We start from the raw sequence: 14,059 nt of genomic DNA on the forward strand, positions 1-14,059 counted from the left end.
CCGGGTCAGAATGGGAGTCGATGAGACTCCCCGTGATGCCGCCGGTGTCGCCGATGCTCTCGAAGTCGGTCACCGAGATCCCGCCGGATGCCTGGTACGAGCCGAAGTGGGACGGGTTCCGGTCGATCCTGTTCCGTGACGGCGACGACGTGGAGCTCGGCAGCCGGAACGTTCGGCCGATGACGCGTTACTTCCCGGAGATCGCGGCCGCGGCCCGGGCCGAACTGCCGCAGCGCTGCGTCATCGACGGCGAGATCGTCATCGCTTCGGGCGCGGGCCTGGACTTCGAGGCGCTGCAACTGCGCCTGCATCCGGCCGCGTCGCGGGTGCGGATGCTGGCCGAGCAGACCCCGGCGGCGTTCATCGCGTTCGATCTGCTGGCGCTGGGTGAGCGTGACCTGACGGCGCTGCCGTTCGCCGAACGGCGGGCCGCGCTCGTCGACGCGCTGGCCGGGTGCGGGCCGACGTTCCACGTCACCCCGGCGACCACCGACCTGGCCACCGCGCATCGCTGGTTCGATGAGTTCGAGGGTGCGGGTCTGGACGGCGTCGTCGCCAAGCCGCCGACGCTGCCCTACCAGCCCGACAAGCGGGTGATGTTCAAGATCAAGCATCAGCGCACCGCGGACTGCGTCGTCGCCGGGTACCGCCTGCACAAGTCGGGCCCGGACGCGATCGGGTCGCTGCTGCTGGGGCTCTACGCCGCCGACGGATCGCTGGCGTCGGTCGGCGTCATCGGCGCGTTCCCGATGGCGCGCCGGCGCGCGCTGTTCACCGAGCTGCAGCCGCTGGTGACGACGTTCGACGAGCACCCGTGGAACTGGGCGGCGCACGTGGACCCGGACGTGGTGCGCCGCTACGGCGGCGGGTCCCGGTGGAACGCCGGTAAGGACCTGTCGTTCGTGCCGCTGCGCCCGGAGCGCGTCGTCGAGGTGCGCTACGACCACATGGAGGGCTCCCGATTCCGCCACACCGCGCAGTTCAACAGGTGGCGACCCGACCGCGATCCGCGCTCCTGCACCTATGACCAACTCGACCGACCCGTCACTTTCCGGCTCACGGACATCGTTCCCGGTTTAGGGTCTGCGTGAAGCACGATCGGTGAAGAAGTCGCCGGCGGGCACGAGTGAGGACAGCGTGATCCAGCGGACCCATCTCCCCATCCCGACACCGCCCCGTACGGGGCTGATCACCTATGACGCCAAAGACCCCGACACCAGCTATCCGCCGATCCAGCCGATCCGCCCGCCCGACGGCGCCCCGAACGTCCTGGTGATCCTGCTCGACGACGTCGGCTTCGGCGCGTCCAGCACATTCGGTGGCCCGTGCTCGACCCCGGTCGCGGAGCGGCTGGCCTCGAACGGACTGCGCTACAACCGTTTTCACACCACCGCGCTGTGCTCCCCGACTCGGCAGGCCCTGCTGACCGGGCGTAACCACCATTCGGCGGGCATGGGCGGGATCACCGAGATCGCCACCGGTGCGCCCGGGTACTGCTCGGTGCTGCCCAACACCATGTCGCCGATCGCGCGCACCCTGAAACTCAACGGCTACAACACCGCACAGTTCGGCAAGTGCCACGAGGTGCCGGTGTGGGAGACCAGCCCGGTGGGGCCGTTCGACGCCTGGCCCTCCGGCGGCGGCGGGTTCGAGTACTTCTACGGGTTCATCGGCGGCGAGGCCAACCAGTGGTATCCGACGCTGTTCGAGGGCACCAATCCGATCGAGGTGACCGGCACCCCGGAGGAGGGGTATCACTTCATGGCCGACATGACCGACAAGGCACTCGCCTGGATCGGTCAGCAGAAGGCGCTCGCCGCGGACAAGCCGTTCTTCGTCTACTTCGCCCCGGGCGCGACCCACGCCCCGCACCACGTCCCCAAGGAATGGGCCGACAAGTATCGCGGCCGCTTCGACGATGGTTGGGATGCCCTGCGGGAGAGGACGTTCGCGCGCCAGAAGGAACTCGGGGTGATCCCGCCGGAGTGTGAGCTGACCGTGCGGCACGCCGAGATCCCGGCCTGGGACGACATGCCCGACGAGCTCAAGCCGGTGCTGCGCCGGCAGATGGAGGTCTACGCCGGTTTCCTCGAGTACGCCGACCATCACGTCGGCCTGCTCGTCGACGGCCTGCAGAGCCTCGGCGTGCTCGACGACACGCTGATCTACTACATCATCGGCGACAACGGCGCATCGGCCGAGGGCACGATCAACGGCACCTACAACGAGATGCTCAACTTCAACGGCATGGCGGCGATCGAGACCCCGCAGTTCATGGCCGACCGCATCGACCAGTTCGGCGGACCCGACTCCTACAACCACTACGCCGTCGGCTGGGCGCACGCGATGGACACGCCGTATCAGTGGACCAAGCAGGTGGCCTCCCACTGGGGCGGCACCCGCAACGGCACGATCGTGCACTGGCCCAACGCGATTCGTGCCAAGGGCGAGATGCGCTGGCAGTTCCACCATGTGATCGATGTGGCACCGACCATCCTGGAGGCCGCCGGACTGCCCGAGCCGCTGTTCGTCAACGGTGTACAGCAGCACCCCATCGAGGGGGTGAGCATGATGTACTCGTTCGACGACGCCGAGGCGGCGGATCGCCACGAGACCCAGTACTTCGAGATGCTGGGCAACCGCGGGATCTACCACAAGGGCTGGACGGCGGTGACGAAACACGGCACGCCGTGGCTCTTGGTGGGGGTGGACAAGCCTGCGTTCGACGACGACGTCTGGGAGCTCTACGACACCACCGCCGACTGGAGCCAGGCGCGGAATCTGGCCGCAGAGATGCCGGAGAAACTCCATGAGCTACAGAGACTCTGGTTGATCGAGGCCACCCGCTACAACGTGTTGCCGCTCGATGACGACACCGCCAGCCGGATGAACTCCGATCTGGCCGGGCGTCCGGTGCTGATCAGGGGCAACACCCAGCTGCTGTTCGCCGGCATGGGGCATCTCTCGGAGAACTGCGTGCTGAACTTGAAGAACAAGTCGCACTCGGTGACCGCGGAGATCGAGGTGCCCGATTCCGGGGCGCAGGGGGTGATCATCGCCCAGGGCGCCAGCATCGGCGGATGGAGTCTCTACGCCCACGACGGCAAGCTGAAGTACTGCTACAACCTCGGCGGCATCAAGCACTTCTTCGCCGAGTCGGAGGGTCCGTTGCCGGCCGGAGATCATCAGGTGCGGATGGAGTTCGACTACCGCGGCGAGGGGCTGGGCGGCGGCGGCACGGTGCGGCTGTACGTCGACGGCGCCGAGGTCGGCACCGGCGAGGTCGAGGCGACACTGGCGATGGTCTTCTCCGCCGACGACGGCTGCGACGTCGGACTCGATTCCGGGTCGGCGGTCTCCCCCGACTACCGCGCGGGCCAGACCGCGTTCACGGGGCGGGTCAAGGGCGTGCAGCTCGCGATCGCCGAGGCCGCCGTCGCCGAGAACCACCACGTCTCGCCGGAGGAGGCGCTGCGGGTGGCGATGGCACGGCAATAGCGGGTGGCAGTTCCCGGCGTCGACGCCGAGTTGCCGCCAAACGGGAATGGTGACGCCGGGCACAGTCTTGTAGCCGAGTATGGACCTCGGAGTACACGTACCGATCTTCGACATCGACGGCGGAACCACCGCGATCGCCCCTGAGCTGGCCCGCGTCGGCGCTGCCGCGGAGGAGGCCGGGGCGACCTGGCTGTCGTTCATGGACCACTTCTTCCAGATCGAGCCCACCGGCCTGCCCGCCGAGGCACACATGCTGGAGGGCTACACGACCCTGGGCTTCCTCGCCGCACACACGTCGACGATCAGCCTGGGGCTGCTCGTCACCGGGGTGACCTACCGGCATCCGGGCCTGCTCGCCAAGATCGTGACGACGGTCGACGTGCTGTCGGGCGGGCGCGCCGTCCTCGGCATCGGCGCCGCCTGGTTCGAACGGGAACACCAGGGACTCGGGGTCCCGTTCCCGCCGATCGCCGAGCGGTTCGAGCGCCTCGAGGAGGCTCTGCAGATCTGCGACCAGATGTGGGACCCGCAGAACAACGGGGCGTACCAGGGCAGGCACTACCAGCTCGCGGAGACGCTGTGCTCACCCCAGCCGATCAACAAGCCGAAGGTGATGATCGGTGGCGGCGGGGAGCGCAAGACGCTGCGCCTGGTCGCCCGCTATGGCGACGCGTGCAACCTGTTCGCCAGTTCACCCGACGACGTGGCGCACAAGCTGGAGGTGCTGCGCCGGCACTGCGACGACGCCGGCCGCGACTACGGGTCGATCCGCAAGACCATCATGGCGAACAACCCGCGGCCGACCCCGGAGACTCGCGACGAATTCGTGCGTGCGATGGCCGATTACGCGGCCCTCGGTGTGGACACCGTGATCGTGACGCCCACCGACGGCTCCCCGGCGGCGTGGATCGACGCCATGGCGCCGGCGGTGCGCCAGCTCGCCGACCTCTGACCTGAGCCCCGCGAGCAGACGCAAACTCGCGCCATTTGGCCGAGATTCGCAGGACTTTGCGTCTGCTCGCGAGAGGTTCTTGACCTGAAGCATCGTTGAGGTTGCAGCCTGAAGGCATGAAACAGGTATTGAGCGATCTCTACGAAACCCGCACCGACTCACCGTTTCCGGGGCTGACCACCCACGCCTACCTCTGGACGCCGGCGAACATCCTGTTCTACTCCCCGGCCAGCGAGGCGGATTTCGACGGACTCGACCGCCTCGGCGGCGTCACCCACCACTACCTCAGCCATCGCGACGAGGCCGGGCCCATGCTCGCGCGCATCGCCGAGCGTTTCGAGTCCACCCTGCACGCCCCTGCTGGGGATCTCGCCGACATCACCAGACACGCCCATGTCGACGTACCGGTGACGGGACGCTACACCGACACCAACGGCGTCGAGATCATCCCGACCCCGGGCCATTCCCCGGGCAGCGTCTGCTACCTGGTGCCCGGCGCCGAGGGCCGCTACCTGTTCACCGGCGACACTCTGGTGCGCACCGAACAGGGCGGGTGGTGGGCCGGCTACATCGACAGCTTCCACACGTCCAGCGATGCGGAGAAGATCGCCGAGAGCCTGCGGACACTCGCCGAGCTCTCCCCGGATGTGTTGATCTCCAGCGCTTTTCAGGGTGACTCCGCGGTGCACCGCATCGAACCGGCACACTGGCGAGGTCACATCGCGCACGCGATCGCGGGCCTTCCTACTGCTGCGCGAACATAGCGACCAGCCCGCGCGCCACCGCGAACCGCGGCCCGTGCACGCCGTCGATGTCGGCGCGCCCGACCACCACCCGTAGCGGCCGCAGCGCCTCGGAGACCGTGCGCATCAACTCGTCGTCCAGCGCGCCACCGCCGGCCAGCACCAACGCATCCGGCGGATCGTCGAACGCGGTCAGGCACCGCGCGATGTTCGCCGCGACGGTCTCCTGCTTGATCGCCAACCGCAGGCTGCGCCACTCCTCGGCGGCGAGCCTGTTCGAGAACGGCACCAGGCCCGCACTGCCGCGCGTGCACAGTCGGCCGATCGCGTCCGACGCCGCCGGCGAGTTCAGGAACACCCGCCGCCCGTCCTCCTCGTGCGCGACGTGCGGGCCCTCCACCCGCACCGCCGGTGTGCGTTTCACCGTCTCGGCCAGCGCCTGGGGGATGCCGAGCACGCGGGCGATCGCGACGGTGATCGACTCCCCCGCCCCTGCCGCGACGACGGTCTTCTCGTCGCCGATGAGATCGACGGTGCCGCCGCCGATATCGCACACCATCGATCCGGGCGGGAAGCCCGGCGTGGTGCGGGCACCCCACGCCGCGGCCAGCGGTTCCGAACTCAGCGTGCGGGCCGGCCGCCCCGTCAACTCGCTCAGCGTGTCCGCCGCGTCGGCAGCCTCCTCGGCGGCCAGCAACGCGACGACGGTGCCCTGCGCGTCCGCGACGCCGCGCCGCAGCCACGCGCCGCTGTCGATGGCCGCCAGGTTCGTGAAGAACGCGTCGTGCACGGCCAGGCCCTGCGCCGCGGTCGGAACCGACTGCAGCCGAACGTGTTCGACGATGCCGGGCGCCGAGCGGCGCAGCACCGCGTGCGCCTGGGCGGGCGTGTACCGCACCGTCCGGCCGTCGGCGCGGATGTCGACGTGATCGCCGTCGGCATCGGGCGGGGCGGACGCGTCGGTGCGGGGCGTCACCGCGATGGCCGCCGAATCGGCCAGTTCCCGACAGAAGTCGGCGACCTCGTGCAGGCTCTCGACAGGCAGGCCCAGCGCCGCGGACAGCGCGATCGGATCGGCCATCGCCCGGTACGCGCGGCCCTCCTCGACCACTTCCACCGCGATCAGCGCACCCGGCGCCAGACCCTCGACGTCGGCCTCGTCGACCACCGGCACGTCGATCGGAATCCGGTTGCGGATCAACACCGCATCGTCCTGCGCCGCGACCACGCCGACGATCCGCCAACCCCGGTCGACCGCCGCGCCGATCTCCCGGGCCGCCACCTCGAAGTCGGTGACCGCGTCGACGGACACGACCACGGGCTCCCCGGTCGCAGAGGCCGCCAGATCGGTCAGACGCACGTGGCGCCCGACCCCGTGACCGGCACCGGCCGGCGTGCTCGCATCCGGGCGGCGCAGGCTGCGCACCGGGGACGACGGAGAGTAGGCCGGCGGAATCGGCGCGGTCGCGGTGTCCACGGGCCGCAGCGCCGACAACAACAACTCGTCGGCGCGCAGGCCGGCGTCGACCTCGATCCTGTGCAGCAGAGCGGCCGCGCCGTGCAGCGACTCCGGGCTGCCCTTACGGCCCCGGGTGGGCGCCTGCCCGTGCGCGACGGTGCTGACGCCGCCGCCGTCCACCCGCGCCAGCAGGATCTCGGTGGTGTGGTTGCCGACGTCGATGCCGGCGACCGTGCGGATCAACGCAGCAGGCCGCGGCGGGCGTAGGCGGCGGCGGCCTGCTCCACCAGGGCCGCGCAGCGCGGTGCACCGCGGTCGATCAGCGAGGTGCGCAGCACCTCGAGCTCGGCGGCGGTCGACCGGTGGGGACGCAGCGCCTCGTAGAGCGCCATCACCTCTTCGTCGTCGATCGTCGCGAGTTCGGCTGCGCGCCGGAAGTTCTCGGCGAGCTGCGGGTTGCCGCCCCGTTCAGCGACGGCGGCCTGCCGATCCAGCGCGGCCGGGTCCATCCGCAGATCCGCCAGCCCCAGCTTGCCGTCGACGGCGTTGTCCACGGTGATGTCCACTGTGATGTCGGTCATGGCAGTTCCACCTTCACCGTCACCGGGGCTTCACCGGGTTCGCACGCCGCCCGTTCCAAGGCCACCAGCGCGACGGCGCGGGCGTGGTACCGGGCGGAGATCGACTCGTCGGTGCCTCCGGTGAAGATCGGCACCGGGGCCATCCCCTTGGCGTGCCGGGCCGCGTTCTTGCCCAGCTCGCGATACTGCGCGGCGGTGAGCAGCGGCGCCACGCTGAACAACTCGAGGTTCGCCAGCGGGGCCAGGTCACGGCGGTGGATCAGCGCGGTGCCCTTGCCCTGCAGCCCGATTCCGATGCCCGAGCCGGACAGCCGCGCGGCGGTCAGCCCGATCATGCCGACATCGATCGTGGAGCGCACCCGCACCGTGCGCGCGACACAGCCCTCCTCCTCCAGGCCCGCCGAGATCTGCCGCAGCACCTCGCCGATGGTCAGCCCGCACAGGCTCAGCCACACGCTGCGGCCCCAGGCCGGCGACAGCCCGATGCACACCTCGCGGGGATCGCTTCCCTGCCGGGCCGGTTCGACGTCGGTCACGACGAGATGACCGCGGTGCTCCTCCTGGTCGGCGGTCAGCTCGGCGCTGCTGCGCGCCTGCCGGATCCCGTCGATCTCGGTTCGCCGGGCGTCGGTCAGCGCGTAACCCGTTGCCGGACCGCTGTAGTCGTTGGGGTCGGTGAGCTTGGACAGCACCTGGAACTGCTCGTCGAAGATGGCCGAGGTCTGCAACTGGTCACCCTTGAGCCGTTCCCGGGTCAGGGTGGTGATCGCCTCGGCCTCGTCGGTGAAGCCGGTGCGGTGCAGCGAGGCGATGACGTCGAACACCGTCAACTGCTTGGCCTCGATGGACGCCGCGGCCTCGGTCACCATCTTGGGGTGGCCCGGAGGCAGGTCGCGGGAACCGTTGGCCGCCACCACCTGCTCCACTCGCGCGTCGTCGTAGTCGGCCAGGCCGAGGTCGCGGTACACCGCCTGAACCGCCTTGGCGGCGCGGCGGCGCACCGCCTCGAGATGGTCCGGGGAGACGGTGCGCAGGCCGCCGTCGGCGCCCCAGTCGCGCTGCAGGACCAGGAAGTCGTCCATGTCGTCGGAGTTGAAGTTCGACAGCGCGAAGGCGTTGTCGTAGCGCGGGATCGACCCGAAGCCCGAGAAGATGAAGTCGGCACCGGCCAGCAGCACGGGCAGGGTGTGGGCGCTGCGGCGGATGTCCGATTCGGAGATCAGGTTGTCGTTGCCCGCGCACGACTCCAGGTCGCGCATCATCACCATCAGGTTCTCGGCGAGCAGTTCCTTCATGCCTTCGGGCACCGACGCGACCACACCGACGCCGTCGATGCCGCCGTTCTGCACCCCCTGCGATCCGAGCGCCCGGGCCAGCGACACACACCGCGACTCCAGATACAGGATCGAGCACTGCTCCGCGGCGCCCATCAACACCTCGGCCCCGCCGCCGCTGGTGACCCGCATCTTCAGTCCCCGTGACGCGTACGCCGAGGTGAGAATCGCCTTGCTGAACGGGGTGTCGTCGCCGTCGACGAACACCTGCTCGGTGCCGTAGATCGAGATGGTCTCGGCGTAGCTGGTCAGCCCGCGCAGACCCAGGCGCAACTCCAGGGCCTCCTCGATCGAGCACTGCGCCATCGCGCCCGGGGTGCCGACCTGCGAGCCGATCAGCAGTGCGACCGCGTTCGACGGGGCGTCGCCGAGGACCGGCACCGTCGTCTCGACCTCGCGGAACCCGTAGGCGACGGCGCTGGCCGCGTCGGCGGCGATCAGCAGCGGGTCGTCGAGCTGGTTGGTGACGTGGGCCTGGTTGCTCGGGGTCCGGCGGGCGCGCATCTTGGCCATCGCCATCTGCATCTCGACCGGCGACATCAGGGCGATCACCCGGGCCAGCTTGGCGGGGGTGGTGCCGCCGATCAGCCGCACCACCTCCGCCCGCGGGACGTTGATGTCGACCGCCATCCGTGCCAGCGTCACGTCGTCGAGGGCCATCGCCTCCTCGGCGACCGCGAGATCGATGCCGTAGCGGGCGATGAACTCGTCGATCACGTCGAACTCGCCGGCGCCTTTGCCGTCGAGCTCGACGACCTCGCCCCCGCGCGTCACCAGCGAGGGCAAGGGGTCCTGGGGGCTGCTCATCGCGACCAGACCGAGCCGGGCGTCCGGGACGCTGAACCCGTCGAGGTTGACCGGCTTCGAGTTCAGTACCCGGAATCGGCCCAGCTCGTCTGCCACGAAGGCCTCCTGTTCGCGGACTGTCAGTCCCGTACTTCGTTGTCCTCGTACACGATCCGGCCGATCAGCTCGTACCGGCCCGGGTCCCTGAACTTGAAGTACAGCGCCATGGCCGCCCCGAGCGCGAACAGTCCGACCACGATCCATGGTGTCAGCTTGAACAGCAACGTGCCGGATGCGGCGCCGGCCGCCGCGTCTTTGTGTTCCCACAGCAGGTACACGACGTAGAGCATGCCGATCCCGCCGATCAGCGGAGCCAGGAACGTCTTGAACCAGTGCGCGCTGGAGGGGTGGTTCTTGTGGAAGTGGAAGTACGCGACGACGGAGAAGGCGCACAGCGCCTGCACGATCAGGATCGCCATCGTGCCCAGGATCGCGAGCAGTGTGTACATGTGGATGTAGGGGTCCATGCCGGCGACGAAGAACGCCAGGATCAGCACCAGCGTGATCCCCGTCTGCACGAACGACGCGATGTGCGGCGATCCGTGGTGCTTGTGGGTGGCGCCCAGCGTCTTCTGCAGGCCTTCGTGCAGCCCTTCACGGCCCATGGCGTACAGGTAGCGCGACGCGCAGTTGTGGAACGCCATGCCGCACGCGAACGATCCGGTCACCAGCAGGATGTTGAACAGCGTGATGGCCCACTCGCCGTAGGTGCTGCGCACCGGGCCGAAGAAGATCTCGGAGCTGGTGTCGGCACTCTGCGCGAGCTCGATCGACTTCTGCGGGCCGGTGCCGGCGATCGCCATCCAGGACACGAAGATGTAGAAGATGCCGACGCCGAGCACCGCGATCATGGTGGCGCGCGGGATGATCTTCTTCGGGTCCTTGGACTCCTCGCCGTACATCGCGGTCGACTCGAAGCCCACCCACGACCAGAACGCGAAGAACAGGCCGAGTCCGGCACTGGCGCCCGCGATGGCGGCGGGCTGGAAGGCGCCGACCGGGTTGAGGATCTGCCCGACCGCGAAACCGTCGGGGCCGCCGCCCTTCACGGCGACGGCGAGCGCACCGAGGGAGAGCATGACGATCTCGGTGATCAGGAAGACGCCGAGCACCTTCGCGGTCAGGTTGACGTCGAAGTAGGTCAGGATGCAGTTCAACGCGAGCATCAGCAGGGCCGGGATCAGCCAGTGGACGTGGATGCCGAACTGACTGTCGAACAGGTTCTGGAAGAAGAACGCGAAGATGCCGATCAGCGAGCCCTCGAACACGATGTAGGCCATCGTGATGATCAGCCCGCTGGCCATCCCGATGACGCGGCCCAGGCCGTGCGAGATGTAGCCGTAGAACGCGCCGGTGGAGGTGATGTGCTTGGCCATCGTCGCGTAACCGATCGCGAACAGGCCCAGCACGATCGTGGCGACCAGATAGCCGGCCGGTGCGTGCGCACCGTTGCCGAAACCGACGGCGATCGGCACGTTGCCGACCATCGCGGTGATCGGCGCGGCGGTCGCCACGGCCATGAAGATCACCCCGAACGTGCCGACGGCGTTGCGCTTGAGCCGTTGCACGGAGTCGGTGGTGGTCGGGCGCGGGGCCACGGTTGCGGAGTCTTCTGTCATTGACGAACACCTTCCGGATGAAGGAGGACCAGCTCACGGAGGCCGGTCACTGTGGTATAGACCACAATGGGTAAACCTCAGCCATATTGGCACTACCAATAGGTCTGCGCAAGACCCAATTGGTCGCTGTTGACATAAATGGTCCTACCGTTTAGCTTTTGGTCACACCCGGCCGAGCTCACGACAGGGAGTCCCGTGTACGACTACGGCACGTTCTCGTTCGATTCCAAGGCACAGGTGCTCGAACGCGCCAAGGAGTACTGGAACCCGGACAAGACGCAGTTCTGGACCGACTCCGGAGTCGACCTGGTGATCGACCGCCGGCAGGACTACTTCCTGTGGGACATGAGCGGGCGCCGGCTGATCGACATGCACCTCAACGGCGGGACCTACAACCTCGGCCACCGCAATCCCGAACTGGTGCAGGCGATCACCGAAGGCATGCAGTACTTCGACGTCGGCAACCACCACTTCCCCTCGGTCGCCCGCACCGCACTGGCGCAGAAGCTCATCGAGTCCGCCCCGGCGTCGCTGAGCAAGGTGGCCTTCGGGTCCGGCGGCGGCGAGGCCATCGACATCGCGCTCAAGAGCGCCCGCCACGCCATGCAGCGACGCAAGATCGTCTCGATCGTCAAGGCCTACCACGGACACACCGGCCTCGCCGTCGCCACCGGCGACGACCGTTTCGCCAAATTGTTCCTGGCCGACCGGCCCGACGAGTTCGTCCAGGTGCCGTTCGGCGACACCGACGCGATGGAGCAGGCGCTGCGCGGTCGCGACGTCGCGGCGGTGATCATGGAGACGATCCCGGCCACCTACGGATTCCCCCTTCCCCCTGTGGGTTACCTCGAGGCGGTCAAGGATCTGTGCGTGCGTTACGACGCGCTGTACATCGCCGACGAGGTGCAGACCGGCCTGATGCGCACCGGTGAGATGTGGGCGATCACCAAGCACGGCATCGAACCCGACATCATGGTCACCGGCAAGGGACTCTCCGGCGGCATGTACCCGATCACCGCGGCCCTGCTCAGCGACCGCGCCGCGCAGTGGCTCGAACAGGACGGGTTCGGCCACATCTCCACCTTCGGCGGCGCCGAGCTCGGCTGCGTCGCCGCCATCAAGACGTTGGAGATCACCAGCAGGCCCGAGGTCCGCTCGTCGGTGCACTACATCGCCGACATCTTCGCCCGCGGCCTGTCCCGCATCCAGGCCGACCACCCCGAGTGGTTCGTCGGCATCCGCCAGAACGGGGTGGTGATCGGTCTGGAGTTCGATCATCCCGAGGGCGCGAAGTTCGTGATGCGCGAGCTCTACCAGAACGGCGTGTGGGCGATCTTCTCGACCCTGGATCCCCGTGTCCTGCAATTCAAACCGGGCCTGCTGCTCAACCGTGACCTCTGCGAGGACGTGCTCGACCGCGTCGAGGTGGCCGTGGGACGGGCGAAGCTGGCCGCGACCGGACGGAGATAGCAGTGACCAGCACAAGTGCGGTACCCCACGCCGGCCAGCTGCTCGAGCGGGCGCGCTTCGCCGCGGCAGCCTACGGCGAGTACGACCACGCGGCGGTCGCGCGCATCGTCGACGCGGTGGCCGACGCCGGCCACCGCAACGCCGAGCGCTTCGCCGCGGCCGCCGTCGCCGAGACGCAGATGGGTGTGGTCGAGGACAAGGTCGTCAAGAACCGCGCCTGCTCGCGCGGCATCGTCGACTTCTACCGGGGCCAGGACTACGTGTCGCCCCGGATCGACACCGCCCGCAAGATCGTCGAGATCCCCCGCCCGGCGGGTGTGGTGCTGGCGCTGTGCCCCACCACCAATCCCGTTGCCACGGTGTACTTCAAGGTGCTCCTCGCGCTGATGACCCGAAACGCCGTGGTGGTCGCCCCGCACCCCAGGGCGCGCCAGTGCTCAGCCGACGCGGCCCGGGTGCTTGCCGATGCGGCCGTCGCGGCCGGTGCGCCCGACGGCATCGTGTCGGTGATCGAGGATCCCTCGCTGCCGCTGATCGAGGCGATGATGTCCGACGAGCGCACCGATGTCATCGTCGCCACCGGCGGCACCGCGGTGGTACGGGCCGCCTACTCCTCGGGCAACCCGGCCCTCGGCGTCGGACCGGGCAACGTGCCCGTCTTCGTCGACGCGAGCGCCGACGTCGACGCCGCCGCCCGCCGGATCGTCGCCAGCAAGGCCTTCGACAATTCGGTGCTGTGCACCAACGAGTCGGTGCTGATCGCCGAGGACGCCATCGCCGCGAAGCTCACCTCGGCGCTCACCCGTCACGGCGCGCACATCTTGGATGCCGACGCGACACAGCGCCTGCGGGAGTTCATGTTTCCCGAGGGCCAGCTCAACACCGACGTCGTCGGCCGGGACGCGGCGTGGATCGCCGAGCGCCTCGGTGTGCGGGTCACTCCCAAGACCCGGGTGCTCATCGCCCCGTTCACCGACGTCGTCGGCGAGGAGGTGCTGACGCACGAGAAGCTCAGCCCGGTGCTGGGGATGACCGCCGTCGCCGACGCGCCGCGCGGCATCCGCGCCGCCCGCGCGGTGGTGCGCATCGCCGGGGCCGGCCACTCGGCGGCCATCCACAGCGAGGACGCCTCGGTGATCACCGAGTTCGCCGCCACCGTGCCGGTGCTGCGCGTGTCGGTCAACGTCGGGAACAGCACCGGCAGTTCGGGTCTGGAGACCAACCTCGCTCCGTCGATGACGATCGGCACCGGCTTCGTCGGGCGCAGTTCGATCGGGGAGAACCTGCAGCCCGAGAACCTGATGAACTGGACGCGGATCGCCTACAACGCCGACGCCGGCGTGACGATGCCGAACTTCGCCGGCCTGTCGCCGTGGCGCTCACCCGACGGGCCGGTGCCCGCTTACCCGCGGGCGTCCAACGACTCCGCGTCCGCGCCGCCGGCGCCCGCCGGCAGACCCGCTGCTCGCCGTGCCGCCGATCCGGGGATCGAGGCGCTGCGCGCCGAGCTGCGTGCGCTGGTGGCCGAAGAACTCGCTCAACTGATCAGGCGGTGAC

10 protein-coding genes are annotated in these 14,059 nt (G+C 69.0%); 6 read left to right on the forward strand and 4 right to left on the reverse strand.

Translation table 11 applies throughout. From position 1 onward, the window contains the following. Nucleotides 1-20 precede the first annotated feature (20 nt). From MCHLDSM_RS22775 to MCHLDSM_RS22790, 4 genes are all read left to right on the forward strand, one after another. Nucleotides 21-1,091, forward strand: coding sequence for an ATP-dependent DNA ligase (locus MCHLDSM_RS22775; protein WP_048472138.1), 1,071 nt, complete (start codon nucleotides 21-23; stop codon nucleotides 1,089-1,091). 46 nt (nucleotides 1,092-1,137) lie between these two features. Next, a complete protein-coding gene (locus MCHLDSM_RS22780; protein ID WP_048472876.1) occupies nucleotides 1,138-3,498 on the forward strand; it encodes an arylsulfatase in 2,361 nt (786 codons plus the stop codon). Nucleotides 3,499-3,577: 79 nt separating this feature from the next. Continuing rightward, nucleotides 3,578-4,450 carry an LLM class F420-dependent oxidoreductase gene (locus MCHLDSM_RS22785; protein WP_048472139.1) on the forward strand — a complete coding sequence of 291 codons (873 nt, stop codon included), beginning with the start codon at nucleotides 3,578-3,580 and terminating at the stop codon, nucleotides 4,448-4,450. A gap of 116 nt (nucleotides 4,451-4,566) precedes the next feature. Then, on the forward strand, nucleotides 4,567-5,214 hold the full coding sequence (locus MCHLDSM_RS22790; RefSeq protein WP_048472140.1) for an MBL fold metallo-hydrolase: 648 nt from the start codon (nucleotides 4,567-4,569) through the stop codon (nucleotides 5,212-5,214). Here MCHLDSM_RS22790 and MCHLDSM_RS22795 read toward each other — a convergent pair. From MCHLDSM_RS22795 to MCHLDSM_RS22810, 4 genes are read right to left on the reverse strand one after another with little or no spacing between them, the layout of a single operon-like run. After that, nucleotides 5,195-6,895: a diol dehydratase reactivase ATPase-like domain-containing protein gene (locus tag MCHLDSM_RS22795; protein WP_048472141.1), complete on the reverse strand. Its 1,701-nt coding sequence runs from the start codon at nucleotides 6,893-6,895 to the stop codon at nucleotides 5,195-5,197. The two genes, MCHLDSM_RS22790 and MCHLDSM_RS22795, sit on opposite strands and share 20 nt — an antisense overlap. Continuing rightward, a complete protein-coding gene (locus MCHLDSM_RS22800) occupies nucleotides 6,892-7,233 on the reverse strand; it encodes a diol dehydratase small subunit (protein WP_048472142.1) in 342 nt (113 codons plus the stop codon). Before MCHLDSM_RS22800 ends, MCHLDSM_RS22795 begins: the two co-directional genes overlap by 4 nt. Further along, nucleotides 7,230-9,470, reverse strand: coding sequence for a propanediol/glycerol family dehydratase large subunit (locus tag MCHLDSM_RS22805; RefSeq protein ID WP_048472143.1), 2,241 nt, complete (start codon nucleotides 9,468-9,470; stop codon nucleotides 7,230-7,232). Before MCHLDSM_RS22805 ends, MCHLDSM_RS22800 begins: the two co-directional genes overlap by 4 nt. A 23-nt stretch (nucleotides 9,471-9,493) precedes the next feature. Next, entirely contained in the window at nucleotides 9,494-11,032 is a 1,539-nt protein-coding gene (locus tag MCHLDSM_RS22810) for an APC family permease (protein WP_048472144.1), read from the reverse strand. Nucleotides 11,033-11,227: 195 nt separating this feature from the next. On the opposite strand from MCHLDSM_RS22810, the gene MCHLDSM_RS22815 reads away from it, so the two are divergent. Beyond that, nucleotides 11,228-12,502 carry a class-III pyridoxal-phosphate-dependent aminotransferase gene (locus tag MCHLDSM_RS22815; protein WP_048472145.1) on the forward strand — a complete coding sequence of 425 codons (1,275 nt, stop codon included), beginning with the start codon at nucleotides 11,228-11,230 and terminating at the stop codon, nucleotides 12,500-12,502. 2 nt (nucleotides 12,503-12,504) lie between these two features. Then, the gene (locus MCHLDSM_RS22820) at nucleotides 12,505-14,058 is read left to right on the forward strand and encodes an aldehyde dehydrogenase family protein (protein ID WP_048472146.1); all 1,554 of its coding nucleotides are present in this window, start codon (nucleotides 12,505-12,507) and stop codon (nucleotides 14,056-14,058) included. Nucleotide 14,059: the final 1 nt, after the last annotated feature.

Source organism: Mycolicibacterium chlorophenolicum, from assembly GCF_001044235.1.
GTDB lineage: Bacteria > Actinomycetota > Actinomycetes > Mycobacteriales > Mycobacteriaceae > Mycobacterium > Mycobacterium chlorophenolicum.